The following is a 25212-nucleotide window of genomic DNA, read 5'->3' as shown; positions in this document are numbered from 1 at the left end:
CCGCCGCATTTACCTTCACCACACTTGCCTTCTTTAGCTTTTTTATCGCCGCCATCTAACTGATAACCTGAATTCATTTGCTCAAAACCAAATGGATTAGCCTCTACAGACGTAGATACGCCAGCGGTTAATACGACTGCACCTAATGCCAATGCGACTGTTGTTTGCTTTACTGAGTTCATAATAATTTCCTTAAATTCAAACTTAATAATGATGACCAACAACAAACAGTGCTGGCTTACAGATGAATAGACCTACAACCTGCTACTTTTATTTCACATTAATTGATCTAAATCATCATTTTTTATTAAAAATATTGCTAGAGAAGTTCTCTAATGATTAAGGATAGGACAAAATATTCATCTATCAACTTGATATAAAAGATTAAATATGCAGTTGCAGCAGATAACAGTGAATTCAAATACTTGAAATGAATTTGTATAAAAAATTAAACTCGCTAGAATAGCGCTCCTTTTATAGTTAACCAGGTAGTAATGTGCACGTAGTCTTAGCTCCGATGGAAGGCGTCATTGATGATTTGATGCGAGAAATTTTATCTGAAATCAACCCTTATGATTTGGTGGTAACCGAATTTGTGCGGGTGATTAATCAGTTACTTCCTGAGAAGGTTTATCATAAATTATGCCCTGAGCTGCGTAATGGCGGTTTGACCGCATCAGGCACCCCGGTAAGAATTCAATTATTAGGGCAACATCCGCAAGTGATGGCAGAAAACGCCCAGTGCGCGGTTGAGCTAGGCTCATGCGGTGTTGATGCTAACTTTGGTTGCCCCGCTAAAATGGTTAACCGCAGTAATGGCGGCGCAGTATTACTGCAATACCCGGATAAAATTCACGATATAGTCAAAGCAATGCGTGATGCAGTACCAGCAGATCAACCTGTTACTGCTAAAATCCGTCTCGGTTACGAAGATAAATCATTATTTATGGAAAACGCTATCGCTGTGTATGAAGCGGGTGCTACCGAGCTTGCTATTCATGCTCGCAGTAAAACTGACGGCTATAAACCGCCAGCTTATTGGGAATACATAACCGAGGTGCGTGAGCGTTTACCTATCCCTATTATTGCTAACGGTGAGATTTGGAATAGTGATGATGCTAAGCGCTGTATGGCAGTTACAGGCTGTGACAGCATAATGCTGGGGCGCGGGGCAATGTCTCTGCCAAACCTTGCTGCCACCATAAAAGGCGTTGAAGCGCCTTACACTTGGTCACAAACGCTAAATTTGTTACTGAACTACACCCAAAAGCAGTTGGTTAACAAGAAAATTGATTATTACCCTGCCCGAGTAAAGCAATGGTTTACTTATTTGAATAAACAGTACCCTGAAGCTGATGTGTTATTCAGAGAGCTCAGAGTGCTTAAAACGGCTGAAGGTATCATTGCCATTTTAGAAAAAGCCCATGAACAACAGTTAGCGACTAACGGCTAACTTAAGCAGTCTTTTTAGCATTAACAGCTTTCATTAACTGAGAACTCATTTCTGTGATGGGTTTTCGGTTAAACAAACTGCATTATTCTTTTTGAGTCAGCAATTTGCCCCGATACAGACCATCATTGAGCTATCCCCTTCGCTATCTTGCTTAATTTACAGCACAAAATATAAGATTTTGCGCGTTTAGTTACCTACTTAGTTCACACTATATAAATAAAGCCTAATACTGAAATCCCAAATTAACTCTCAATTGATCTCCATCATAGTAAGCATATTGATTAACGGTAGACTGGATAACCAGTGAAATGAACAAACTAATTAGGTGATCTTGTGAACACTCAAGACGTACAACAAATATTATTGCAACGAGAAGCACAGTTAAAATATGAACTTGTACATCAATTAAACCAACAAACTCAGCCTTCTGCTCAAGTTCAATTTAATATGAGTTTGACCGAGTTGATTGAACTCATGAGTGAGCAGCGATTAACTGACACCCCTCTATTTGGACAACTAACCCGTCTTGATGCCGCTCTTTGCCAGCTTGAACTTGGCCTCTATGGTTTATGTTCTGACTGTGAGTCTGACATTGAAGCGGAGCGCTTGGCCGCCGATCCCACAGAGCAGCGCTGTGCTCACTGCGCTGAAAAGTACAACCAACAACATCGTCATGAGCTTAAGCTAAGTCATTAAAGCTTGATTAATGGTTTAAAGTGCTTTCTATTCTTGATAGCAATTCACCGTCATTTATGGTCCGACCCAGATTTATAGTCTAATCCAGCCACAAAGTTGTTATTCGCAAATAAAAAAACCTCCGCAAGCGGAGGTTTTTGGGTTTCAGGGAGGAGAAACTATTTTAGAACTTTTGGCTTAAGCGAACATAATAAGTACGACCTAATACATCATATAGACCTGTGTTCACATCACGATAGCCCGCAAAGTCATACCAAGTTGGCGCTTTTTCATCAAACAGGTTGTTAACACCTACTGTTACAGTGCCATCCCAGTCATGTGTGTAACCGACTTGGAAATTATGCTTAAAGTAATCAGGAGTATCTGTGATATAGCTGTAGCCAAGATCACGCCAGTAATCACCAGACTGACTGCCGATATAAACCGTAGTCCAAGCAGCATTAAAGTCGTTGTAATACCAAGCTGCGGCAAAGTTACCACGCCATTCTGGATAATCTTGAATACCAGCTAGGTCAATTGCTTCAGACTCTGCATTCGCTTGCTCTTCAAACTCTAGGATATGAGTTAAATCAACTTTAAAGTTGAAGTCACCAAAACCTGTTTCAACATTGTAAGTGGTTGCAAAGTCAAAACCTGAGGTTTTAACTGATGACATATTGATATAACCACTTTCTAGGTACTCAATTTTTCCATCACTTCCACGGTGAACTAACTCTGAACTACCGTTAATTTTTTCATCACGGATAACATCTGTTGCACTAACCGCTTCGATTTTGTTGTCGTAGGTAATGTCATAGTAAGAAAGCTCAATGCTCCAAGCATCAGTCGCATTCCAAACTGCACCTAAAGTTAGCGAGTTACCTTCTTCAGCTTCTAGATTTGGGTTACCACCAAACCAGGTTTTATGCTGATTAGCTGTTGCACAATAGTTAGCGTCAGAGTCATTATTAGCCTCACACCAAACTGAGTCATACGCGGTTTCAAAGCTAAGTGATTGTGAAGAGAACATCTCACCCATATTTGGCGCACGGAAGGAGTCACCATAACTTGCACGAACAAGTAATGAATCAACCGGTCTCCAACTGACGCCTAACTTAGGTACTACTGCATCAAATGTTGAAGAATTAACGATTTCACCACTCGCGCCAGTTAACGTACCTGATTGCTCGTATCTTTCATAACGAACAGCCATAGATACATCAATATTCGCTGGTAGGCCTAATTGAATTTCAGTATATGCTGCGGTGCGATCACGCTCAGCATCAACATCATCACCACCTGAACCGCCTGAAATAATACCTGAAGCAGATTCAGGATCTGACATTTGCTTGAAGTTAATCATTTCATATTCAGCACCAACTAACATTGCTAAAGAAATGGTATCGTTTTCCACTAATAATGTTGAAGCTAAACCGTCAATTTGAGTACTATCAAATTGACCTTGATAAACACCAGTATGATTCGCAGCACTGTAAAGCGCTGTCATTTGCTGATCCCAATCTTCATAGCTCATACCGGTAGTATTGAAAATATCGTAATTACCTGTATCTAACTCTCTTTGAATAATGCTGTCATTTATCAAATTGTAATTAAACGAGTTAGTTGTAGAACCTGAGTATTGGGCATTTAATTCCCAATCAATACCATTACCCACATCAGCAAAACCTACAAATCCACCTAAAATATCAAAGTTGTTGGTTTCTGTTAACGTATCACGTTCACCGATTTGTACCGAACGCATGTACAGCGTCATGTCTTTACCAGTCGGATTGTATTGGTTATCCGCAGCTAAGACAGGGTAATTAGTAGAGACTGGCGTACCAGCATATCGAGTATTTGTTTCACTTAGCGATGCTGAACCACGACCACGGAATTGAATGTCATCAGTGATTTGATAATTAAAATTGGTCATGAACGAATTACGTTCCATATCACCAAATAATTTGGTTACTTCACCATAACTGTAGTAACAACGGCCACTATTGTCTTCACCGATACCATTTGAGACATTCTCAGTTTGGTCACACATGTCAGAGTTTGAATAAAAATCGTAAACATAGATTGGTTCACCATCATCATCAAAGGCTGGAGTACCATCTTCATTAGTGTCTTGAACACCAGTGTTATAATAACCATTTGGCACAGAACTGAATGAACTGTAATCACCATAAGATGGATCATCCATGTTCCAAATATCACGGTCCATGACTGATTTAGTATCATAGTACTCATAAGTAAAAGTGATATTGCCTTTATCAGTATTAAAGCCTGTGGCAATTGAGAAACGGTTAGCATCACCACCTTCAACTGAAGGTTGCTCGGTACTGAAATCTAATTGGAATCCATCAAATTCCTTTTTAGTAATAATGTTAATAACACCAGCAACAGCATCAGAACCATAAACAGCAGAAGCGCCGTCACGTAAGATTTCGATACGTTCTACAATAGCTAATGGGATCTGTGAGGTATCAGCAGTGGCACCTGAACTTGAACTAGTACCAGGCATACGACGACCATCAAGTAGTACTAGCGTTGCTTGAGCGCCCAGCCCGCGCATGTTGACAGAACTCGTTGCACTAGCTCCTGAACCGTACCCTGACGTACCACGCCATGAGCCAAATGCATTTATAGAAGAGTTATTTAATACATCAGCAACTGTTTTCTCACCTGTTAATGCAATATCAGCAGCACTTAATACGGTAACTGGTGAAGAAGTTTCCATATCAACTTGCTTGATACGTGAACCTGTTACTTCTATACGCTCTACTTTTTCAGCCACTTCTTCTGCAAAAGCGACCCCCGAAAACGCAACTGATGTGGCAGCTGCTGCAAGCAAACCGCGACGGATCGCTCTTGCTGTTAATGTCATTGTACTCATGTAAATCTCCCTGGACGTTAAATATCATTAACGCATTGACTTATTATTGTTTTATTTAGTTGTACTGAAGTTAAAACCTCGATTCGATACTGTTAAATCAACGCTTAATCTTCAACATTAGTCACAGCTTTTTAACTGCCAGAGTACAAATTGATACAGATGCTCGCTCAAACAAACGACCAAAATATAAAATAACACCATTAAACAGCAACTTGAGACCAGCGACCAAAAAGAAAGCCTCCAAGCAACCGTTTGATACACTTCCTTTCAATTGATAAAGAAGAGTTTAAAAAATTAACCACTGGTAACACTGCAAAGAAAGATCAGTAAACGATACGGGATTGTTCTATAGATAAAACAAAACCCCAACCAAATGAATGGTTGGGGTTTTCATTAAGACAAACAAATTATCTTATAAACGTTAGCTTAAAACTTAACGCTTGCTCTAACGAAGAAGTAACGACCTAGTACATCATAAGTGTATGGATCGGTATTAGAGTCATTGTTACCAGTGTAGTAAGGTGGCTCTTCATCTAATAGGTTGTTCACGCCACCAGATAATCTTACATTGTTAGTCACATCGTATGATGCTGAGATATCGTGATAGACGATTGAATCAACAGACGGTGCATAACAATCAGCTGGATCATCTTTACAAGCAAATGAGTCCATACCATCAATGTAACGCGCTTCATAAGTAGCTGACCAATCATCACCAGCTGCAGTTAAGTTGAAGTTGGTTTTAAATTCAGCATAAGCACCAACACCACCAGTAATGAAGCCTTTGTAATCAACTGCATTGCCGTCTTGGTCAAATTCTTCATAGGTATCTAAGATAGAAGTATCAAGACCTGCTTTCCAATCTAAACCTAGTGCGTCAAAAGTATAAGCAATGTTTACGTCATAACCCGCAGTGTTAGTTTCACCAATGTTTTGTAAACCATTGTCAAACTTGATACGACCAGTAGCATCTATTGAGATATTAGCTGACTGACATAATGCAGTACCTGTATTGATTGTGTTGCCATTTGCATCTAAACACTGATTCGCTACATAGTTAGAATCAACGGATGTAATCGTGTTGCTGATTTCAATGTTGTAGTAATCAACAGTTAAAGATAAACCTTCAACAAAGCTTGGTGAGTAAACTAAACCAACAGTGGTGATATCAGCTTCTTCTGGGGTTAATAGCTCGTTACCACCAACTGTTACTTCTGCTTGAGTTTGTTCTGTTGCAGGGTGAACAATTTGGTCAAATGAAGGAGACTTACCACCGTATAACTCAGATACAGTTGGAGCACGGAATGCTGTTGATTGCACACCACGAACCATTAAGTCATCAAACAAACGCCAAGTTAAACCTAACTTCCAAGTATTATCAGAACCAAAAGTGCTGTAATCGAAGTAACGAATAGCAGCGCTTAAGTCAACTTGCTCAGCCAAAGGTAAACCACTTAATAATGGGATAGCCAATTCAGCATAAAACTCATTAACATCAAATGAACCGGCTGTTGCTTCAACACGTGGGTCGTTCGCTAAACCTTGCGCAGTGAGTGAATCAGGCGTGTAGTAAGCAGATTCTTTACGGAACTCGTAACCTGCAGCAAAGCCCATGGTACCGGCAGGTAAATCGACAATGTCACCAGCAAGTGATGCTGCAGCGATATCTAACTCACTGCCACCAGAGTTAACTTCAGTGTAAATAAATGGTGCAATGCTCTCGCCCATCCAAGAAGACTGTAGGAATGGATCAAAGCTTCCTTCTAAAACAGCGTCATTGATTGAACCAATGTTGTGTAAGTTAGCGAGTGTATCAACTGAGTCATTCTTACCTTTGTTGTAAGACGCATCCCAAGTCCAACCGTTTTCAAACTCACCTTCAAGTCCAACAACTAAACGAATAGTATCGACAACTTGTGAAAAGTCACGAGAACCTGACTCAACCATACGGCGACCATAGCTTAACTTTTCACCCGATTCTACCCATGGTAACAAGTCATCAGTCATAAAGCCGCCATCTGCCATTGGCTTGTATTCCCAAGGAGAACCGTTCCAAATTGGCTGTGGCGCCATTTGTTGATCAGACCAACGCTTAGAATACATCGCTTCAGAGAAGAACATGACGTTATCTGAAAGCTCGTAAGTACCAGCAAAACTAAGGTTTAAACGCTCCATTGGTGTAGATAGGAAACTATCTTTAGCGTAGTTATAACGATCATCATTTGTGAACTCGTGGTATTCACCACCTAAACCACTTAGGTCGGCTTCAGATATGCCTTCAAAATATTCGAATTCAGCCTCGCCTTTTTCATTAGCAACATACTGACCATATTTGCCTGCATCACCAATAATGCTGATAGCGTTGCCATCTTCATCTGTACCACTTTTGGTCATGTTATGTAGGTAATCACCCCAAATGTGACCGCCTTCAGAATATGAACTTCCAGCACAATATAGGCCGTTAGCACCCTCAGCGATAGGACAATCAGAGAAGTCACGGTCTGCTTGGCTTGCATCGCCACGCTTGGTGTACTGAGCGTTGATTACAACGTTACCTTTATCGAAGGTATTACCCATAGTGAAGTCAATGCTTGATTCATCTGCATCACCTTGACCTGAAATACCCGTTTGAACATTTAGCTCAAAACCATCAAAATCACGTTTTAAGATTACGTTAACTACACCAGCGATAGCATCAGTACCATAAACTGCTGATGCGCCGTCTTTTAGTACTTCAACACGTTGGATCATAGAAACTGGGATTGTGTTTAAATCAACTGAAGACGCTGCACCAGTACCTGATGCAATCATACGACGGCCGTTAACAAGAACTAAGGTACGGTTAGAACCTAAACCACGAAGGTTTACACGAGCATTACCGCCAGAACCGTTGTTTACGGCAGCGTTAGTCATCGCGCCGCCAGAAGAGGTCATCTTCTGTAATACGTCATCAATAGAAGTGGCACCAGAAGCAATAATTGCTGATGCGTCAATAACGGTTAACGGGCTAGCCGATTCCATATCTGTACGTTTAATGCGTGAACCAGTAACGGCAATACGCTCTACTTTTTCAACTTGAGCTTCTTCAGCAGCGCTAACAGAAAAAGATGAAGTTGTTGCGACCGCTGTTGCTGCTACAGTAAATAAGCCACGGCGAATAGCCTTAGCAGTTAAAGATAATGAACTCATTATTATACTCCCTTCGTCATGTTTCAAATAAACCCACAACGTTATATTTATAATTTTTAGGTTAACTAATTTAGTCAACTAAAGTCATTATTGTTAAATAAGGCGACCTTAGTCAACAAATTTCACAAATAAATAACCAATAGGGTTGCGTAAGATACAACATAAAATGAGATCGTGTTACAGGTTAAGTTAATTACATAAAAACAACTACTTACAAATACACGATAAACAGTTGTTACTAAATATAAATATAAAGTTTGCACTTTTGTTGCGCGCAACATTAAATTGGGTCAAAAATCAACCTATCGAGTTAAATATAGATAAAAGTTTAAATAATTAATAAACAACATAACACAAAGAATTTAACCTTATTAACAATTTGACAACCTAGGTATCAAAAAATAACTTTGTAAAGTTCAAATAATATTTAATAAACGTATAAATAATGACAGTAAATACATAATAAATTTCAAGCAATGTTAATTGTATGATCTAAATGAATTCTAAATATTGTTTTATCTCTTTAGTATATGTTATCGGAAATCAATTGCGTTGAGTCTCGGCGGTAAAGATGAGAGTTGGTAGAGTTTTTTTCGTGTAAAAATGAACACTGAGAGTATTAGATGTAACCGAGCAATTTAAATGACAAGAGAGGCATAACTAAAGCTAGCTTATGTAGGGAAGTAAGTAAGCTAGTCTATTTTTCATCAAAACCTTTTGTTAAACATATTTTTTAGGAATAAAAAAAGGAGCCATAAGGCTCCTTTTTAAAATCAATGTAGAATTTAGCGTGTGCGTGCACACAACTCTTCTGCACTGAAGAAGTAAGCAACTTCACGTTCAGCAGATGCTACAGAATCAGAACCGTGAGCAGCGTTCTCATCGATGCTTTCTGCGAAATCAGCACGGATAGTGCCTTCAGCAGCTTCAGCTGGGTTAGTCGCACCTAAGATTTCACGGTGAGCTAGAACAGCGTTTTCACCTTCAAGCGTTTGAACCATGATAGGACCAGAAGTCATGAATGCAACTAAAGCACCGAAAAAAGGACGCTCGCTATGCTCAGCGTAGAAACCTTCTGCTTGCTCTTTAGTAAGGTGTACCATTTTAGAAGCGATGATCTTAAGACCAGCAGTTTCAAAACGGTTGTAGATAGCACCGATGTGGTTTTTAGCAACTGCATCTGGTTTAATAATTGAAAAAGTGCGTTCGATCGCCATTGTGAGCTTCCTTTAAATAACAAATATATTTTAAAATTCGCGCGGATTATACGTAATTTAGCCTGTAATGCATAGTGTTATCGGCGTCACATAACCAAATTGTAATCATGTGAGCTAGGTTATACAAAAATTGTGATTAAACTCATACTTACAACGAATGCTGTTGGAAAGATTGATTAAGATAGCCCAATAGCATTTTAGGTAACTGCTCCACAAATTTAGCACTAGACATCGAACATGCAATTGCTGGGGTCAATGTAGGATATAAGATCTTATCCAGCAAACTATTTATCAGCATATAAATAACCATATCGGCTGCTTGTTGCTCAACGTTTGATGGCGCTATGGTCACAGTGAACTTCAACAACAGCTTAGAAAGTCGATTATAGGTTTCATTCCTGCTTAAGGTAGGATTAGAAAAAATAGTGTCCGGATGCAATCGCGCATTAAGATGAATAGTTCTAAAAACACTGCGTCTGCTATCAAGAAAATCAAATGTTTGCTGACACATCAACAAAACTTGCTGTTCTAAGGTTTCACACTCTATCAATTCTAATTCATCAACCCATTGAGATAATTCGCGCCCAAAGTCATCGTATAACAAAGGCAACAAGGCTTCTTTGTTCTCAAATCGACGATAAAACGTCCCTACAGACACCCCTGCACCTTCAGCTAATTCTTTAATACTGATATGTTCAAAGTACTTAACCTTTAATGCATCTTGTAAAGACTGCAGAAATTTATCATGAGTCACTTGGCTACGTTTTTGTTTTGGGCGTAAATCTATGGCTGACATGCATTTTTCCAGTTCGAAATCAGGGAGGAAACCAAGGTAACAATCCCAGTGTATTGTTACCTTAAGCATCATACAATTTCTACTGGCTAAACTCTAATTCAACAGGTCATTTACTGCGCTGTTAAGTTAATGTAACCCTACTATCGCTTTATTATCAGCAACGATTTTTTTAGTGTCATAGCCAATGCCATTTTTAAATACTACTGGCATGTCTTGAATACGACTAATATCAACACTCAAATCGCCATTTATTAATACTAGATCAGCATTTTTACCGACCTCAACTGAGCCAATAGTTTGCTGCTTATTAAGATAGTTTGCTGCATTCAAGGTGGCGATTTTAATCACTTCTTCGACACTAAAGCCTGCTTCATAAAGTAGCTCAATCATACGTTGATTTGAAAATCCAGCGACGACCCCGCCATAACCGGTAGGATCCGTTCCGGCCATCAACAAGCCGCCAGCTGCAACAAACTTCTTTTCTAATTGCATCATTTTATTAAACACGACAGGCCAAGTAGCATCTTCTTGCTGAGAGATAGTGAGCCAACGATTTTGATACTGCTCCCTAACTTGTGGAATAAGCGCTTCTAATGCTAATGGGTAGGCTTGTGGTCGCCCTTTTGTGAACGTTTCATAAATAGTTAGCGTAGAAGTAATAGCGACTTTCTTTTCGACTAAATAGGCAATGAGATCATTGACCTCAGGTGAATCAATATCTAAATCAACTAATGACTGATGTGCCCCTTCTGGGCACATATCTTTCTGTTTGTCTTTAACAAAATCAGTTGCGGCAAAGAAACCATGTTCAAGGTTATCAATTCCCATCTCAGCGGCTTCTCGGTAAGTAATAGAGCAAAGATGTGCTGTCACTTTATGATCCCGCAAATGCGCTTGCTCTATGACTGTTTCAAGCTCTTTTGTACGAATATTAATATAGGCTTTATATGACGTTACCCCTTCAGAAACCCAGTAATCTATCATTGCCTTAGCATTTTCTGCATCCCGCAGCGCTTTGAGTTTTAGAATTGGCAGCCCAGGACCATTTAAATACGGCGCAGTAACATCCATAGCAGGCCCAATAGTGTCACCTGAGTTAATGGCATCTCTTACATTTAAATCCCCGTAAGGTGAAGTGGTGCCAGCAGTCCTTACCGTGGTTGCACCGCCAGCTAGGTAAAGTTTGGGAAAGCTGTGGAGCATTTCGGTGTAATGGGCATTTCCGGTGGGATAAAACATATGCTCATGCATCATGATCAGGCCAGGAATTAAGGTTTTTCCCTTACCATCGATGATAGTGACGTCCTCTGCAATCGTTGTCGAAGCAGAAGCCATTATCGTTTTAATTTTCCCAGCCTCAATAACAACAGTTTGCGCTTCCTTAATTTTACTGCCAGTGCCATCGATGATATTGACATTGTTAATTGCAATTTTAGGTTGATCATATGATACATAACCACTCGCCACAGCACTTAAAGAAATACTGTAAAGCAGCATACCTAATGTGCAAAACAATTTAGATTGATTCATCCTTAACCTTATTCAAATTTATTTTGAACAAGATGATATCGTGCAAACAGATTTATGTAAATCTAGATTCACATTAGGGGCGGTTTTTATTGTTATTTTGCAGCAATACATTCAATTTCAATGCTGGCACCAAGAGCGAGACCTTTGACTGCCATAGTACTTCTTGCGGGATATGGGGAACTAAAATGCTGCTTATATACCTGATTAAATGCTGAGAAATCTTCAATATCCGTAAGCATCACAGTGCACTTAACCACATCTTTCATTTCATAACCCATTCGACCTAAAGACCCTTTAATGCCTAATAATGTCGATTGAGCTTCCGCAACGATGCCACCTTTAACTAAGGTCTTAGTCTCAGGGTTAAATCCTATTTGACCAGATAAATAGACAGTCCCGCCGACTTTCACCCCTTCAGAAAATGGCAAGGTCATGTCACCTTGCTGGGTATTTAAAAAACTAACTTCACCCTCTGAATAGCTACCAAGATTTACTGGCAGCACTTTCTGTTCAGAACTCTGCACAGCATTAACATAAAAACTCGCTAAAATAGATAAACTGACGATCAATTTCATTGTCATCCCTTAATATTATGGTGTTGTTGAAAATGTGCTTATGTCATTTAAAGTATTCAACCAAGGTTGTGCTGAACGATGCCAGATTTGCATAACCGGCGTTAATTTATTTCTTTGATCCACAACCCCTAAACGAATTCCATACACCCTAGACTTATCACCAACGGAAGTGGCGTACATTGCTGAGCCACATTGCTGACAAAAACCTTGGGCTCGTTGATTACCACTTTCGGCAACTTTGATGTATTCCTTTGGCGTGCCTTTGATAAAATTCATACCGTCAACTTCTGACATCACTACCGTCCTAAAGGCGCTAGCCGATAGTAATTGGCAATCAGTGCAATGACAGATGACAACTTTTTCTGGTAAAACCTTGGCAGTAAAAACTAACTCACCACAATGGCAATGTCCGGTGATGTTCATATAGTCCTCTAGATAAAATGATGCCAACTTAGTTTGCGAATGCAAATTCACAAACAAGATAGTTACATTAATTCAACATTGCAACTTAAAATCGTGTCAATGAGTAAAGAAGTAAATTGCTTTAGAGATAATTAGCATAACGAACATAAAGAATATCGAGCGAAGGGGGATATGAATAATGACGCAAAGAAAAGTTAACTGTTTCTAAAAATTGTCCAAAAAAAAGCAACCTCTATAGATATAGACGTTGCTCAATTTATTACACCCGTTAACTGTATTTGAAGATTCTAGCCTTCACTGACCATATTAACGGTATACTTTGGTATCTCGATAACCATATCAGTATCAACAACTTTAGCCTGACAAGCTAGACGACTTTCAGGCTCTAAACCCCAAGCTTTATCTAGCATGTCATCTTCCAATTCATCACTTTCTTCTAGCTCATCAAAGCCTTCACGGACGATACAATGACAAGTGGTACAGGCACATGACTTTTCACAAGCATGTTCAATATGAATGCCATTTTTTAAAGCAACGTCTAAAATCGTTTCGCCTATTTCTGCTTCAAGAACTGCTCCATCAGGACACAGCTCTTCATGGGGTAAAAATACTAACTGCGGCATTTGTTCACCTATATATTATCGACAGACTGGCCTTTCAGTGCTGTTCGAATTGAATTATCCATACGACGATTAGCAAACTCTTGGGTTTGTGCATCTAACGCTTCAATCGCTTTTTCAATCGCGTCAGTATCATCGCTTTGAGCGGTCACTTGTAACTGTTCAATGGCGCTATAAATAGCACTGCGCTCTTGCTCATTTAATAAGTCCGCATCTTTTGCTAATGCTGCGGTTAGTGTTTCCACTACTCGAGACGCTTCAACTTGCTGCTCAGCTAGCATACGACGGCTAATGTCATCTTTAGCATGCTTCATTGAATCTTTCAGCATAGTCGCTATTTCAGAGTCAGATAAACCAAATGAAGGTTTAACCTGAATCGTGGTCTTCACTTCGGTTGATTTTTCCATAGCGGTTACGCTAAGTAAACCATCTGCATCCACTTGGAAGGTCACGCGAATATGCGCAGCGCCGGCTGCAAGTGCTGGAATACCATTTAAGGTAAAGCGCGCTAATGAGCGACAATCGTCAACCATTTCACGCTCGCCCTGCACCACATGAAATGCCATCGCCGTTTGACCATCTTTAAAGGTGGTAAACTCTTGAGCTCGCGCCACTGGAATGGTGGTGTTACGGGTGACGACTTTTTCAATCAGCCCACCCATAGTTTCGATACCCAAAGACAATGGAATAACATCAAGTAATAATAAGTCAGATTCTGGTTTGTTACCCACCAAAATGTCAGCCTGGATCGCAGCGCCAATGGCAACCACGCGATCAGGATCGATTGAGGTTAACGGGGTTTTCTTAAAGAAATTTTCAACTTGTTCACGTACTAAAGGCACGCGAGTTGAACCACCAACCATTACAGTTTCGATAATCTCATCAGTACTGACATCGGCATCACGTAACGTGCGGCGACAACTGGCAATGGTTTTTTTCACCAGTGAACTGATCAATGTTTCAAAATCAGCTTTAGTCAATTGTGTTTCTACGCGCTCAGCATTATCTAACGTAATCGATGCTATGCAGCTCTCAGATGTGGTTAAGTGCTCTTTAACTCTTCTCGATTCAATCAATAATTGACGTGAAAGCGTGGCAGACAAATCAGTTAAACCAAAAGCTTGCTGTAGATGTGCTTGCAATAAATGGTCAAAGTCATCACCACCTAACGCAGAGTCACCACCAGTGGCTAATACTTCAAACACGCCGCGATTTAGGCGCAGTATTGAAATATCAAATGTGCCGCCACCTAAGTCGTAAATGGCAATCACACCTTCTTGTTTTGAATCTAAACCATAGGCAATTGCTGCTGCCGTTGGCTCATTGAGTAAACGTAATACTTTAACACCTAATAGCTCTGCTGCATCTTTAGTGCCTTGACGCTGGGCATCATCAAAATAAGCCGGTACGGTAATCACCACACCTTCAAGATTGCCACCTAATGTCAACTCGGCGCGAGCAATAAGAGGCTTTAAAATTTCAGCCGAGACTTGCACGGGGTTAACAGCGCCAAAAGCAGTATTAAAAATCGGTAAGCCATTGTCACTTGAGCTAAAGTCGTAGGGTAACTGTTGCTCTTTTGCTTGAATATCAGCAAGGCTTCTACCCATAAAACGTTTTACTGAAACAATGGTATTTTTAGGATCTTGGGCAGATTGTGCTTGCGCATTAACACCAACATCAATAGATTCGGCATTATAATGGACCACAGAAGGAAGAGAATGCTGCCCGTTATCATCAACTAATGTTGATGCTTCGCCACTTCTAACAGCCGCTACTAAAGAGTTTGTGGTACCTAAGTCGATACCAACAGCGAGACGATGCTGATGGGGCGCGGCGCTTTGACCGGGCTCAGCGATTTGAAAAAGGGCCATAGTAATCCAATAGTTTATTAGTGAACATTCATCGATTAAATCAAAACAAAATGCTCTGTTAAAAACAGAGCATTAAGTTTACCAATCCATTAGTCTAGTAATGAATCTTCAATTTTAGCGAGTTCATCTTGCAATTTTGCCATAAATTTTAGCTTTCTGATCTGATCTGCCGCTAATAAATTATCATTATCGGTGTCTTTAACCAGTAAAATAGCAAGGCTTTGCGAGAGTGACTTTTCAAAATCAGCAAAAGAGTCAAATAAGTCACTGATTAAGTCGTCGGGTTGCTGGCTGTGCTCGATATCTTCTAATGCTTCACGCCATTCCATCTGCTGCATTAAAAATGCAGTGTCTTTAACTGTGGTGGTTTCATGGCTTATATCAATACCACGAAGGCTCAATATGTGTTCGGCACGTCTGAGCGGATTCTTGAGAGTCTGATAACCATCATTAACTTGTGCAGTACGCTGCACGGATAATAATTTTTGTTGCTCAGATCCATTAGCGAATTTATCGGGATGAACCGCCCGTTGCAGTTCGCGGTAGCGTTCTGCAAGTTGGGCGATATCGATATCAAAGGAAGGTGAAAATTGAAATAACTCAAAATAATTCATTGGCAGATATCATGCTCTTTGATTGGTGATTTGCGATACAAGCTTCATAGTATAGATTAACTAAACAGTGAAACTTTCACCACAACCACATTCACCTTTGGCATTAGGGTTGTTAAATTGAAAACCTTCGTTTAGGCCTTCTTTAACAAAATCTAACTCTATACCTTGCAGATAAATAAAGCTTTTGGCATCTATGATGATATTTACGCCTTCGATGTCATAAACTTCATCGTCGTCATTAATTTCATCGACAAACTCGATGACATAAGCCATACCTGAACAACCAGATGTTCTTAACCCAAGGCGTAAACCTAAACCTTTCCCACGATTTACTAGAAAAGATTTAACTCTATCAGCCGCAGCTGGGGTCATTGTAATTGCCATCTTAACTCCAGGTATTACTTATCTTGCTTTGATTTGTACTCATCCAACGCTGCTTTAATAGCATCTTCAGCTAAAATTGAGCAATGGATTTTAACTGGTGGAAGCGCTAACTCTTCTGCAATGTCTGCATTTTTAATCGTAGCGGCTTCTTCAACAGTTTTGCCTTTAACCCATTCTGTTACTAATGAGCTTGATGCAATGGCACTACCACAACCATAAGTTTTGAATTTAGCATCTTCAATGATGCCATTCTCGCCTATTTTAAGTTGTAATTTCATTACATCACCACATGCGGGTGCACCTACCATTCCGGTTACCACTGATGGATCATTTTTATCAAATGAACCAACGTTACGTGGATTTTCATAATGTTCGATTACTTTTTCGCTGTAAGCCATAACAATTCTGCTCCGTTTATCGCTATCGATAATAATGTATTAGTGATGTGCCCATTGAACTTGATCAAGGTCGATACCATCTTTGAACATCTCCCATAATGGAGACATTTCACGTAATTTACCGATAGATTCATCAATTACTTTAATTGCATGCTCGATTTCTTCATCAGTGGTAAAACGACCGATTGAGAAGCGAATTGAGCTATGTGCCATTTCATCATTTAAGCCTAGTGCACGTAATACGTAACTTGGTTCTAGGCTTGCTGAAGTACATGCAGACCCTGATGAAACCGCTAAATCTTTAAGCGCCATCATTAATGACTCGCCTTCAACAAAGTTGAAGCTGACGTTGAAAATGCCGCAATAACGTTGCTGCATGTCACCATTAATATAAGTTTCTTCAATATGTTTAATGCCATTCCATAACTTGTCACGTAGACGAAGGATACGGGCACTGTCTTCAATCATATCTTGCTTAGCAATCGCGGCTGCTTCGCCTAAACCAACAAGTTGATGTGTCGCTAATGTACCACTACGCATACCACGTTCATGTCCGCCACCATGCATTTGTGACTCTAAACGGATACGAGGCTTACGGCGCACATATAATGCACCTACGCCTTTAGGCCCATACATTTTATGGCCAGAAATTGAAATCAAATCAACTTTAATTGCTTGTACATCAATCGGTAATTTACCAGCACTTTGTGCTGCATCCATATGGAAGAAAATACCTTTTGAGCGACATAATTCGCCAATGGCTTCGATGTCTTGAATCACACCAATTTCATTGTTTACATGCATGATGCTCACTAAAATAGTGTCTTCACGCATGGCAGCTTCAATCACTGACAATGCAATTAAACCGTTTGCACTTGGTTCAAGGTAAGTGACCTCAAAGCCTTCACGTTCAAGCTGACGACATACATCTAACGTTGCTTTATGTTCTGTCTTGCTAGTGATGATGTGCTTGCCTTTCTTGTGATAGAAATGCGCAATACCTTTAATGGCAAGGTTACTTGATTCAGTCGCACCAGATGTAAATACAATTTCACGGTGATCAGCGTTGATTAAATCTGCTACTTGGTTACGAGCAATATCAACTGCTTCTTCGGCTTGCCAACCATAACGATGAGAACGAGATGCTGGGTTACCAAACACACCGTCCATTGTCATAAATTGCACCATCTTGTCGGCAACGCGTTTGTCGACAGGGGTTGTTGCGGCATAGTCTAAATAGATAGGAAGCTTCATCATACACTCCGTACTGAGTAGCCCAAAGGAGGCTACTAACAACGTACATATAAATAGTTATCAATATATGAACAGGAAATTATAAACTAACTCTATGTTCATTCTGCATTTCATCTTGCTTTAGTGAGATAAATTGAACATCTCGTTTGTGCATCAATCCAGCAAGTGTAATGCCATCTAAGAAATCTGAAATTTGTTTACTTAAGTCACCCCATAGCGAATGGGTTAGACAGCGGGTGCCACTTTGGCAGTTCCCTTTTCCCTGACAACGAGTCGCATCGACAGACTCGTCAACAGCATGGACAACCATGCCTACAGAGATATCATTGGCTTCTTGGCCTAGGCGATAACCGCCACCAGGACCACGCACGCTTGATACAAGACCATGTTTACGAAGCTTGGCGAAAAGTTGCTCAAGATAGGAAAGCGATATCCCCTGTCTCTCAGAAATATCCGCTAAGGGAACTGGCCCGGTAGCTGAGTGAATTGCAACGTCCAGCATAGCTGTCACTGCGTAGCGACCTTTTGATGTCAGTTTCATAACGTTATTTGCTCCCATAAACCATAGAGCAATTTCACCATACCCGAGTATTTTAGTCAAGTATTTAACCAAGTAATTTACTCAAGTATTATCTCTCGTTCACATCTAACAATTTAGGTCTTAAAATTTGCAGGGCTATTTAACCTTTTTATAGTGCAAGATTCAATGCCAGCGAGCCATTAAAAGCCCTAATTTGTGATAAATTCGTCCTACTTTTACAAAAATGCTTCAGTTGTTAAAATTTGCAGTACAGAAATAAAAAATCGACACCCAGATAAGTGGGTGTCGATTGTGTCATTTTCAAGTCTACTGATTATATAATCGGGTCAAACTTATCAATTTCTTGAGTACGTTTTTCAGCCGCTTCTTGTTCAGCTTCAGTAAAGTCGTCAACATTCAACTCTGGTAGCTTTTCAGTACAGACTTCACCGCCCATGGTTTGCACCGCTTGGCAAATCTCTTGTACTTTAGAGTCCATTAAATGCATATGATCAAGCATTTGCCCAATGGCACTGGCAACAGGATCTGGGTTGTCTGGCGACACTGCATAGGCATCAAAGCCGTATTTTTTCGCCATGGCGCTTCTACGCTCAGTTTGTTCTTTCGATTGCGCTGAAGGACTTGATACCACGCGGCCAGGTATACCCACTACAGTAGTGTCTTTAGCAACATCTTTAACCACTACTGAATTTGAGCCAACTCTAGCGCCATCATGCATCGTAATAGGCCCCAGAATTTGTGCCCCAGCACCAACCACCACATTATTTTGCAGTGTTGGGTGACGTTTTCCCGCTTGCCATGTTGTGCCACCTAAGGTAACGCCATGATAAAGCGTACAATCATCACCAATTTCGGCTGTTTCACCAATCACAACGCCCATACCATGATCGATAAAGAATCGACGGCCAATAGTCGCACCAGGATGAATTTCGACCCCTGTTAACCAACGCGAAAAAGTAGACAAACATCGAGATAGCAGACGCCAATTTGCATTCCAAAGCTTGTTACTGATGCGATGGATCCAAATTGCCTGCATACCAGGGTAGTTCATTAATATTTCGAAACTACTGTTCGCCGCGGGATCGCGGTGATATATAGATTCAATATCTTCTTTTAGTCGCGCAATCACGCCCATATAACAATCCTTAATACGTTAACGTTATGAATCTTTGTTCTCGTCTGATTTCGCGACTTTTTTATCGATTGAAGTCAATATACCGCGCAGAATATTCATCTCCGCAGTTTCAACCCTTGCACGGGCGAATAAACGTTTAAGTTTGGTCATAATCTGCCCTGGATGATTCTTAATAATGAAGTTAGTTTTTGTTAGTGTTGACTCAAGGTGTACATAAAAACGCTGTAAGTCTTCTGCTAACGGGTATTCTTCTTCAACCGTTGCTTTTTCATCTAACGCAAGGTGGGCCATACGGGTTTCATAACAAATGATTTGTACCGCTTGCGCCAAGTTCAATGAGCTATATTCTGGATTTGCAGGTATGGCTACATGATAATGACACTCTTGTAATTCCTCATTGCTTAACCCGTGGTTCTCACGACCAAAGACAATCGCTACAGGCCCTTTTATCCCTTCAAGAGCAAGTTTTTCACCTGCTTCTTTTGGCACTAGCATTGGCCAATCTAAAGTACGACTTCTGGCACTGGTTGCAATGACTAAGCTACAGTCTTTGATTGCATCTGTTAAAGAATCAACAATAGTGATATCTCGGATTAAATCTGCTGCGCCAGCAGCAAGTGCAATAGATTGCCCATCAGGCTCAACTCTTGGTTCAGCCAAATATAAATTTGATAACCCCATGGTTTTCATGGCTCTTGCTGTAGAACCAATATTACCAGGGTGTGATGTACCCACTAAAACAACGCGTATATTACTCAGCATGAAACTACTTTATTCTTTAAAAAACTATTTTGGAATAGTAACACAAGCAGCAATTAATTCGTTATATGAAAATCTGCATTTGATATAACTGTCAAAAAGCGTATAATATGCCGCTGATTTATTCGTTCTTTAACATCCAGGGGATTGCTATGCATCCGATGCTGACTATTGCCACGCGCGCTGCACGCGCTGCGGGCCAAACTATTATGCGCGCCTACACTGAACTCGACAATGTTGAGATTGATTCAAAAGGTCTAAATGACTTTGTTACGAGTGTAGACAAGGAAGCTGAATCTACCATTACATACCAAATTCGTAAATCTTACCCAGATCATACGATTGTTGGCGAAGAAAACGGTGAAAACCGTGGCACCAATAAAGATTATGTGTGGATAGTTGATCCTTTGGATGGTACCAACAACTTCGTTCGTGGTATCCCTCATTTCGCAGTTTCTATCGCTGTTCAATACAAAGGCAAAATTGAAGTTGCCGTTGTTTACGATCCTGTACGCGAAGAACTGTTCTCTGCCGTTCGTGGTAAAGGCGCTAAAGTTAATGACTTCCGTCTACGTGTAACTAATGTTAAAACACTTGATGGCACCATTATTGGTACTGGTTTCCCGTTCAAAGCTCGCCAACACACTGAATCTTACCTAAACATCTTAGGTGAAGTATTCCCTGTATGTGCAGACATTCGTCGCACCGGTTCAGCCGCACTTGATTTAGCCTATGTTGCCGCGGGTCGTTTTGACGGTTTCTTTGAAATCGGTCTTAAGCCTTGGGACATCGCAGCAGGCGACTTAATCTGTCGTGAAGCTGGCGGTACTGTAGCTGACTTTACCGGAAACCATAACTATATGACTTCAGGTAATATTGTTGCAGGTTCTCCTAAAGTGACTTCCGAGTTAGTTAAAATTATGCGTCCTTTATTAAATGAAGGCTTAAAACGCTAATTTCAATTAACGCCAAAAGCCGCCTTTTATGGCGGCTTTTTTGTATCTGCAGTTCTTTAGCCTTCAATGGCACTGCTAAATAGTGATGATATTGGGATAAATTTATATTATTTGAACTAGATCACTCAGTATTATTCCATTTAGCAGAATATACTGAATTATCAATCAAATTTATAATAAGAGATGTAATAATCATGCCACTCCCTATACTCCGCCAAATAGGTGTTAAAAGCCTTAAAGGCGTCGAACATATCGTTCTTTTCATTATTTCTCTTGCGACCGTCTTTGCCATTGGCGAAGAGGTGATGCATATGTTCGATATTAGAACCGTAGAACTTGCCGATTTGCTACTACTCTTCATTTATCTTGAAGTCTTAGCCATGGTGGTCAATTACCTCGAGTCAGGTAAGCTACCTATCCGCATGCCACTATATATTGCTATTGTGGCACTGGCCCGTTACTTAATTCTTGATATGAAAGATATGGATGACTGGCGCATACTGGCGATTTCTGTTTCAACGATTGTGCTAGCAGCCACGGTCATTGTCATTCGCTGGGGACAACTGAAACTGCCCTACCCTAAAAGCAAAGATTTCGACTAAGCTCACAGAGTAGACACCTTTGTTAATTTATATCAACAAATAAAGCGATAAGTGACTTACTTATCGCTTTTTTTAACGATGTTGATTACTATCACTAATAATGACTAATACTTATGATGGATTAAGCAAACAGGGAGCGATAAGGTTATGTCAAATGAGCCTATAGGGTTTGAAGAAAAAAGAGCTTCTTTAAGAGTCGATATGGAAGCCGAGCGAGTTTTATTGCATTGGATTGACGCTAATGGCCAGCCCCAGGAAGATGCTGGCATTTGTATCGATTTAGCCCGTAAAGGAATTTTAATCGACTATAAAGCGCCGTTTGCCTTAGGCGACTTAATCGCAGTCACCTTCAACCATAACACTGACAAACAAAATACCATCAAAGGCCAAGTATGTCGTTGCCTTGAGTCAAATCCACAGAGTTATCATATTGCCATGCAGTTGCTTTAAACGCTTAAAGCAGTGCAATATCTTTAACATTAAGGTGATACTATGATTATATTAGTCGGCGGCGAAAAAGGTGGTAGTGGCAAAAGTTGTTTAGCGCAAAACCTCGCTGTATATGTAACCGAAACCTTCAATGCCAGTGTATTGATGGTTGATTGTGACCCGCAAAAAACCACCTCAGATTGGATCCAAGCCAGAAATGAACACCCCAGTTTAAAACCCATTAATTGCATTCAATTATACGGCAAAATCCGTAATGATTTACTTAGTCTTAATGAGCGCTTTGAATACGTTATTGTCGATTGCGGTGGTCAAGATAACCTTGCCATGCGCGCAGCGATGTCAGTCGCCACTTACGTACTCATTCCGCTTAGGCCCAAAAGACGTGATTTAAAAACGCTTCCACACATGGAGGACATGCTAAGCACCTGTAAAATGGTCAACCCAAAAATGGTGGCTGCAATAGTCGTCAGTCAATGCCCTGCTCTGCCATCGCAATTTAAGCGTATTTTAGAGGCCAAGGAAGTAGTGCAATCATTTGGCTTAAAAGCGCTAAATGCCATTACCTTCAATCGTAATATTTATGATGACAGCGAAGAAAGTGGCTCGTCAGTGCTTGAGATTGACCCTGAAGGTAAAGCAGCAGTAGAAATTCGCGCCATAGCCGAAGAGCTTTTTGCCATTCCACCAGATAATAGCTTCGAGTTTTAGGTCTGATATGCTGAAGTTTCAGTGTGGTTAACTTAGCACTGAAACATTTCAGCACTAACGTCATCAGCAAGCCAATGTTATAATGTCGGCAAATTGGTAAATTAAGCTGCGTACATGACTCAAGCAAACAATCCTCTTCATGGAATTAAATTAGAAACTATTGTCACTGAATTAGTGGAAAAGTATGGCTGGGAAGAATTAGGCAGCCGCATTAATATTCGCTGTTTTCAAGATAATCCAAGTGTTAAATCCAGCCTCAAGTTTTTAAGAAAAACCGAATGGGCCCGTGATAAAGTTGAATACTTATGGCTAAAAACCAACAAGCTGCCTTTGCCTGCTCCTAAAGTTTATGATGCAGCAAAATCAACGACAAAGGCTCATCAAGGCTCGGGTGGCAAACCTGTGTCCAAAGCGCAAAATAATAAATGCACTGCAGGTGTTAACGCTGATATTTGGGGCAAATAAACACCATTGATAAACAAGCGGTCTGAAACAAACCTCTAACTACCTGTTTATTCGGTAAATAGTACAAAAAAGCCTGATTGGTTTAATTAAACCATCAGGCTTTTTTGTAACCGATGAAACTACATAGGGAATTCAAAAATTAATCGCCACACCTGTAACTCCCCATCAGTTTGATAACTCATACCAAATCGGTCTGTACTGAACCATCCCCAACCTAACGGCTTAGACAAGGCTAATGTCACTCCCACTTCATAGGAATATTGCGTAAGCACATTTTCTTGCACTGGGGTAACAAACTTAAGTTTATCGAAATACCAGCGCCCCGCTACAAACAAGCGTGGCTCAACGGTATACTCACCCCAATCCCAGCGTTGATTTAAGCCAAAATCAATGCCAGATTGCAATACAGAATAGCCATCAGAGCTGTCATTGATACTGCTTTTATAGCCAGCATAATAAATTCGGTTAACCCACACCGGATTATATTTGGGTTGTGCCAATTCATATAACGCTGAAAAACCAGTAGAGAAAATCCCCACATTACTGGAATTTGAAAAGTTATGCCCGTAGCCCAAATCTAAATAGGTTTCTAGGGTGAGCTGCTCGTCATAAAACCATTTGTACTCAATCCCTGGGGTTATGGTCATAGTGCCGACACCATCGGGTAGTTCACCTTCTGGCAAGTCACTAAAAGAGTAATTAAAAAAGCCCAATGAAACTGGCAACCTTAGGGTCAGCAGGTGATCATCGGCCTGTTCAATATCAAATGCGAAAGGAATATTGGCCACTGCAGCGCTCTGGCCAGAAGCGCGATAAATCCCGCTGCCAATATAATTTGCAAAAGCGTAATGGGAAAGATCGGGGTTGTCAGCATCAAATTGAGCCTGACAAGGTTGAACAACAAAAAGCGCTGCAATAGCTATTACAGCGCTTTTATATAATGGAAATTGATTTGCTTTAAAACCAGTAAACCAACTCAGTAACATGATTTAATCTACGCTATTTCGTCAACTGTTATTTATTGTCATCAATAAAATGGTGTTCTGTCATCATATGACCTAACTCGGTTGATTTGGTTTTTAAATATGCTTCATTGTAACGGTTTTTGCCCACTTGCAATGGAACTCTTTCGTTCACTTCAATGCCAACTGCCTGCATGGCCTTCACTTTACGTGGATTATTGGTCATTAACTTCACTTTGCTAACACCAATTTGAGCTAACATAGGTTCAATCATATCGTACTTACGCATATCAGCTTCAAAACCTAAACGTTCGTTAGCTTCAACAGTATTGGCACCTTGATCTTGCAGTTCGTAGGCTCGGATTTTATTCAGTAAACCAATGCCACGGCCTTCTTGTCTTAAATAAAGAATAAAACCTTGGCCTAATTCAGCAATATTTTGCATTGCAGTTTGCAGCTGAAAACCACAATCACAACGCAAACTAAACAAGGCATCACCGGTTAAACATTCAGAGTGAATACGACCTAACATTGGCTCATTAGCATTTAGCTCACCAAACGTTAGCGCAACATGTTCTTTACCGGTTTCGGTATCTTCAAAACCATGCATTGCAAATACGCCCCAAGGCGTAGGTAACTTAGAAGTGGCGATATATTTAATCGACATTGACCAACCTTTCAGACAACGCTCAATTTATGAGTCTCATCATCCATGCAACTGACTTACGTCATA

Annotated in this window: 25 protein-coding genes and 1 pseudogene; 7 read left to right on the top strand and 19 right to left on the bottom strand. The window is 40.3% G+C overall.

Features of this window, described 5'->3' with window-relative positions:
- Positions 1-182: pseudogene (locus AB4140_RS00520) on the bottom strand (hypothetical protein); the annotation flags it as partial.
- A 314-nt stretch (positions 183-496) separates the two neighbouring features.
- Here AB4140_RS00520 and AB4140_RS00515 point away from each other — a divergent pair.
- Together AB4140_RS00515 and AB4140_RS00510 are read left to right on the top strand one after the other, a co-directional pair.
- Positions 497-1453, top strand: a complete 957-nt coding sequence (locus AB4140_RS00515; protein ID WP_371999332.1) for a tRNA-dihydrouridine synthase — start codon at positions 497-499, stop codon at positions 1451-1453.
- Between the two features lie 333 nt (positions 1454-1786).
- The gene (locus AB4140_RS00510; protein ID WP_076542304.1) at positions 1787-2149 is read left to right on the top strand and encodes a TraR/DksA C4-type zinc finger protein; all 363 of its coding nucleotides are present in this window, start codon (positions 1787-1789) and stop codon (positions 2147-2149) included.
- A gap of 163 nt (positions 2150-2312) precedes the next feature.
- Here AB4140_RS00510 and AB4140_RS00505 read toward each other — a convergent pair whose 3' ends face one another.
- The 16 genes from AB4140_RS00505 to trmJ form a co-directional block, all read right to left on the bottom strand.
- Entirely contained in the window at positions 2313-5027 is a 2715-nt protein-coding gene (locus AB4140_RS00505) for a TonB-dependent receptor (protein WP_303445926.1), read from the bottom strand.
- 426 nt (positions 5028-5453) lie between these two features.
- Positions 5454-8216, bottom strand: coding sequence for a TonB-dependent receptor (locus AB4140_RS00500; RefSeq protein WP_371999329.1), 2763 nt, complete (start codon positions 8214-8216; stop codon positions 5454-5456).
- Positions 8217-9001: 785 nt separating this feature from the next.
- On the bottom strand, positions 9002-9433 hold the full coding sequence (gene ndk / locus AB4140_RS00495) for a nucleoside-diphosphate kinase (RefSeq protein WP_102440383.1): 432 nt from the start codon (positions 9431-9433) through the stop codon (positions 9002-9004).
- 148 nt (positions 9434-9581) lie between these two features.
- A complete protein-coding gene (locus tag AB4140_RS00490; protein ID WP_102519477.1) occupies positions 9582-10229 on the bottom strand; it encodes a TetR/AcrR family transcriptional regulator in 648 nt (215 codons plus the stop codon).
- 126 nt (positions 10230-10355) lie between these two features.
- Positions 10356-11759: an amidohydrolase family protein gene (locus tag AB4140_RS00485; RefSeq protein ID WP_371999327.1), complete on the bottom strand. Its 1404-nt coding sequence runs from the start codon at positions 11757-11759 to the stop codon at positions 10356-10358.
- 92 nt (positions 11760-11851) lie between these two features.
- On the bottom strand, positions 11852-12334 hold the full coding sequence (locus tag AB4140_RS00480; protein WP_102532190.1) for a Rid family detoxifying hydrolase: 483 nt from the start codon (positions 12332-12334) through the stop codon (positions 11852-11854).
- A gap of 15 nt (positions 12335-12349) precedes the next feature.
- Entirely contained in the window at positions 12350-12757 is a 408-nt protein-coding gene (locus AB4140_RS00475) for a GFA family protein (RefSeq protein ID WP_371999325.1), read from the bottom strand.
- 287 nt (positions 12758-13044) lie between these two features.
- Entirely contained in the window at positions 13045-13380 is a 336-nt protein-coding gene (fdx, locus tag AB4140_RS00470) for an ISC system 2Fe-2S type ferredoxin (protein ID WP_102440388.1), read from the bottom strand.
- Between the two features lie 8 nt (positions 13381-13388).
- Positions 13389-15251, bottom strand: a complete 1863-nt coding sequence (hscA, locus tag AB4140_RS00465) for a Fe-S protein assembly chaperone HscA (protein WP_371999323.1) — start codon at positions 15249-15251, stop codon at positions 13389-13391.
- A gap of 89 nt (positions 15252-15340) precedes the next feature.
- Positions 15341-15865 carry a co-chaperone HscB gene (hscB, locus tag AB4140_RS00460; RefSeq protein ID WP_102440390.1) on the bottom strand — a complete coding sequence of 175 codons (525 nt, stop codon included), beginning with the start codon at positions 15863-15865 and terminating at the stop codon, positions 15341-15343.
- Positions 15866-15925: 60 nt separating this feature from the next.
- Complete coding sequence (iscA, locus tag AB4140_RS00455) at positions 15926-16249, bottom strand: iron-sulfur cluster assembly protein IscA (RefSeq protein ID WP_102440391.1); 324 nt, start codon at positions 16247-16249, stop codon at positions 15926-15928.
- 14 nt (positions 16250-16263) lie between these two features.
- A complete protein-coding gene (iscU, locus tag AB4140_RS00450; RefSeq protein WP_076542320.1) occupies positions 16264-16647 on the bottom strand; it encodes a Fe-S cluster assembly scaffold IscU in 384 nt (127 codons plus the stop codon).
- Between the two features lie 39 nt (positions 16648-16686).
- Positions 16687-17901 (bottom strand): IscS subfamily cysteine desulfurase, encoded by a 1215-nt coding sequence (locus AB4140_RS00445; protein ID WP_102440392.1) that lies wholly within the window; start codon positions 17899-17901, stop codon positions 16687-16689.
- A gap of 79 nt (positions 17902-17980) precedes the next feature.
- Positions 17981-18442: a Fe-S cluster assembly transcriptional regulator IscR gene (iscR, locus tag AB4140_RS00440; protein WP_076542338.1), complete on the bottom strand. Its 462-nt coding sequence runs from the start codon at positions 18440-18442 to the stop codon at positions 17981-17983.
- A 313-nt stretch (positions 18443-18755) separates the two neighbouring features.
- Positions 18756-19577: a serine O-acetyltransferase gene (gene cysE, locus AB4140_RS00435; protein ID WP_102476087.1), complete on the bottom strand. Its 822-nt coding sequence runs from the start codon at positions 19575-19577 to the stop codon at positions 18756-18758.
- A gap of 24 nt (positions 19578-19601) precedes the next feature.
- Complete coding sequence (gene trmJ, locus AB4140_RS00430) at positions 19602-20339, bottom strand: tRNA (cytosine(32)/uridine(32)-2'-O)-methyltransferase TrmJ (protein ID WP_102440394.1); 738 nt, start codon at positions 20337-20339, stop codon at positions 19602-19604.
- Positions 20340-20488: 149 nt separating this feature from the next.
- On the opposite strand from trmJ, the gene suhB reads away from it, so the two are divergent.
- The 5 genes from suhB to AB4140_RS00405 all read left to right on the top strand — a co-directional run bounded on the left by suhB (position 20489) and on the right by AB4140_RS00405 (position 23517).
- A complete protein-coding gene (gene suhB / locus AB4140_RS00425; protein WP_076542340.1) occupies positions 20489-21292 on the top strand; it encodes an inositol-1-monophosphatase in 804 nt (267 codons plus the stop codon).
- Between the two features lie 194 nt (positions 21293-21486).
- Positions 21487-21894 carry a phosphate-starvation-inducible protein PsiE gene (locus tag AB4140_RS00420; protein ID WP_076540074.1) on the top strand — a complete coding sequence of 136 codons (408 nt, stop codon included), beginning with the start codon at positions 21487-21489 and terminating at the stop codon, positions 21892-21894.
- Positions 21895-22041: 147 nt separating this feature from the next.
- Positions 22042-22344, top strand: coding sequence for a PilZ domain-containing protein (locus AB4140_RS00415; protein WP_102440396.1), 303 nt, complete (start codon positions 22042-22044; stop codon positions 22342-22344).
- Between the two features lie 42 nt (positions 22345-22386).
- Positions 22387-23052 (top strand): AAA family ATPase, encoded by a 666-nt coding sequence (locus AB4140_RS00410; protein ID WP_102440397.1) that lies wholly within the window; start codon positions 22387-22389, stop codon positions 23050-23052.
- A gap of 114 nt (positions 23053-23166) precedes the next feature.
- Positions 23167-23517 carry a VF530 family DNA-binding protein gene (locus AB4140_RS00405; RefSeq protein ID WP_102440398.1) on the top strand — a complete coding sequence of 117 codons (351 nt, stop codon included), beginning with the start codon at positions 23167-23169 and terminating at the stop codon, positions 23515-23517.
- A 119-nt stretch (positions 23518-23636) separates the two neighbouring features.
- On the opposite strand, the gene AB4140_RS00400 is transcribed toward AB4140_RS00405, so the two are convergent.
- Together AB4140_RS00400 and ribA are read right to left on the bottom strand one after the other, a co-directional pair.
- A complete protein-coding gene (locus tag AB4140_RS00400; protein WP_102476085.1) occupies positions 23637-24503 on the bottom strand; it encodes a hypothetical protein in 867 nt (288 codons plus the stop codon).
- Positions 24504-24531: 28 nt separating this feature from the next.
- Positions 24532-25146 carry a GTP cyclohydrolase II gene (ribA, locus tag AB4140_RS00395; protein ID WP_371999318.1) on the bottom strand — a complete coding sequence of 205 codons (615 nt, stop codon included), beginning with the start codon at positions 25144-25146 and terminating at the stop codon, positions 24532-24534.
- Positions 25147-25212 lie beyond the last annotated feature (66 nt).

This window comes from Shewanella sp. 10N.286.51.B2, from assembly GCF_041469265.1.
Taxonomy (GTDB): domain Bacteria; phylum Pseudomonadota; class Gammaproteobacteria; order Enterobacterales; family Shewanellaceae; genus Shewanella.
The sequence above is the reverse complement of the archived record's forward strand: the minus strand, read 5'-3'. Positions and strand labels throughout refer to the sequence as shown.

Excerpts from the sequence above, each read along its gene's own strand:
- AB4140_RS00505 (WP_303445926.1), bottom strand. The coding sequence starts at position 5,027 with ATGAGTACAATGACATTAACAGCAAGAGCGATCCGTCGCGGTTTGCTT.
- AB4140_RS00500 (WP_371999329.1), bottom strand. The coding sequence starts at position 8,216 with ATGAGTTCATTATCTTTAACTGCTAAGGCTATTCGCCGTGGCTTATTT.
- ndk (WP_102440383.1), bottom strand. The coding sequence starts at position 9,433 with ATGGCGATCGAACGCACTTTTTCAATTATTAAACCAGATGCAGTTGCT.
- AB4140_RS00490 (WP_102519477.1), bottom strand. The coding sequence starts at position 10,229 with ATGTCAGCCATAGATTTACGCCCAAAACAAAAACGTAGCCAAGTGACT.
- AB4140_RS00485 (WP_371999327.1), bottom strand. The coding sequence starts at position 11,759 with ATGAATCAATCTAAATTGTTTTGCACATTAGGTATGCTGCTTTACAGT.
- AB4140_RS00480 (WP_102532190.1), bottom strand. The coding sequence starts at position 12,334 with ATGAAATTGATCGTCAGTTTATCTATTTTAGCGAGTTTTTATGTTAAT.
- AB4140_RS00475 (WP_371999325.1), bottom strand. The coding sequence starts at position 12,757 with ATGAACATCACCGGACATTGCCATTGTGGTGAGTTAGTTTTTACTGCC.
- fdx (WP_102440388.1), bottom strand. The coding sequence starts at position 13,380 with ATGCCGCAGTTAGTATTTTTACCCCATGAAGAGCTGTGTCCTGATGGA.
- hscA (WP_371999323.1), bottom strand. The coding sequence starts at position 15,251 with ATGGCCCTTTTTCAAATCGCTGAGCCCGGTCAAAGCGCCGCGCCCCAT.
- hscB (WP_102440390.1), bottom strand. The coding sequence starts at position 15,865 with ATGAATTATTTTGAGTTATTTCAATTTTCACCTTCCTTTGATATCGAT.
- iscA (WP_102440391.1), bottom strand. The coding sequence starts at position 16,249 with ATGGCAATTACAATGACCCCAGCTGCGGCTGATAGAGTTAAATCTTTT.
- iscU (WP_076542320.1), bottom strand. The coding sequence starts at position 16,647 with ATGGCTTACAGCGAAAAAGTAATCGAACATTATGAAAATCCACGTAAC.
- AB4140_RS00445 (WP_102440392.1), bottom strand. The coding sequence starts at position 17,901 with ATGAAGCTTCCTATCTATTTAGACTATGCCGCAACAACCCCTGTCGAC.
- iscR (WP_076542338.1), bottom strand. The coding sequence starts at position 18,442 with ATGAAACTGACATCAAAAGGTCGCTACGCAGTGACAGCTATGCTGGAC.
- cysE (WP_102476087.1), bottom strand. The coding sequence starts at position 19,577 with ATGGGCGTGATTGCGCGACTAAAAGAAGATATTGAATCTATATATCAC.
- trmJ (WP_102440394.1), bottom strand. The coding sequence starts at position 20,339 with ATGCTGAGTAATATACGCGTTGTTTTAGTGGGTACATCACACCCTGGT.
- suhB (WP_076542340.1), top strand. The coding sequence starts at position 20,489 with ATGCATCCGATGCTGACTATTGCCACGCGCGCTGCACGCGCTGCGGGC.
- AB4140_RS00420 (WP_076540074.1), top strand. The coding sequence starts at position 21,487 with ATGCCACTCCCTATACTCCGCCAAATAGGTGTTAAAAGCCTTAAAGGC.
- AB4140_RS00415 (WP_102440396.1), top strand. The coding sequence starts at position 22,042 with ATGTCAAATGAGCCTATAGGGTTTGAAGAAAAAAGAGCTTCTTTAAGA.
- AB4140_RS00410 (WP_102440397.1), top strand. The coding sequence starts at position 22,387 with ATGATTATATTAGTCGGCGGCGAAAAAGGTGGTAGTGGCAAAAGTTGT.
- AB4140_RS00405 (WP_102440398.1), top strand. The coding sequence starts at position 23,167 with ATGACTCAAGCAAACAATCCTCTTCATGGAATTAAATTAGAAACTATT.
- AB4140_RS00400 (WP_102476085.1), bottom strand. The coding sequence starts at position 24,503 with ATGTTACTGAGTTGGTTTACTGGTTTTAAAGCAAATCAATTTCCATTA.
- ribA (WP_371999318.1), bottom strand. The coding sequence starts at position 25,146 with ATGTCGATTAAATATATCGCCACTTCTAAGTTACCTACGCCTTGGGGC.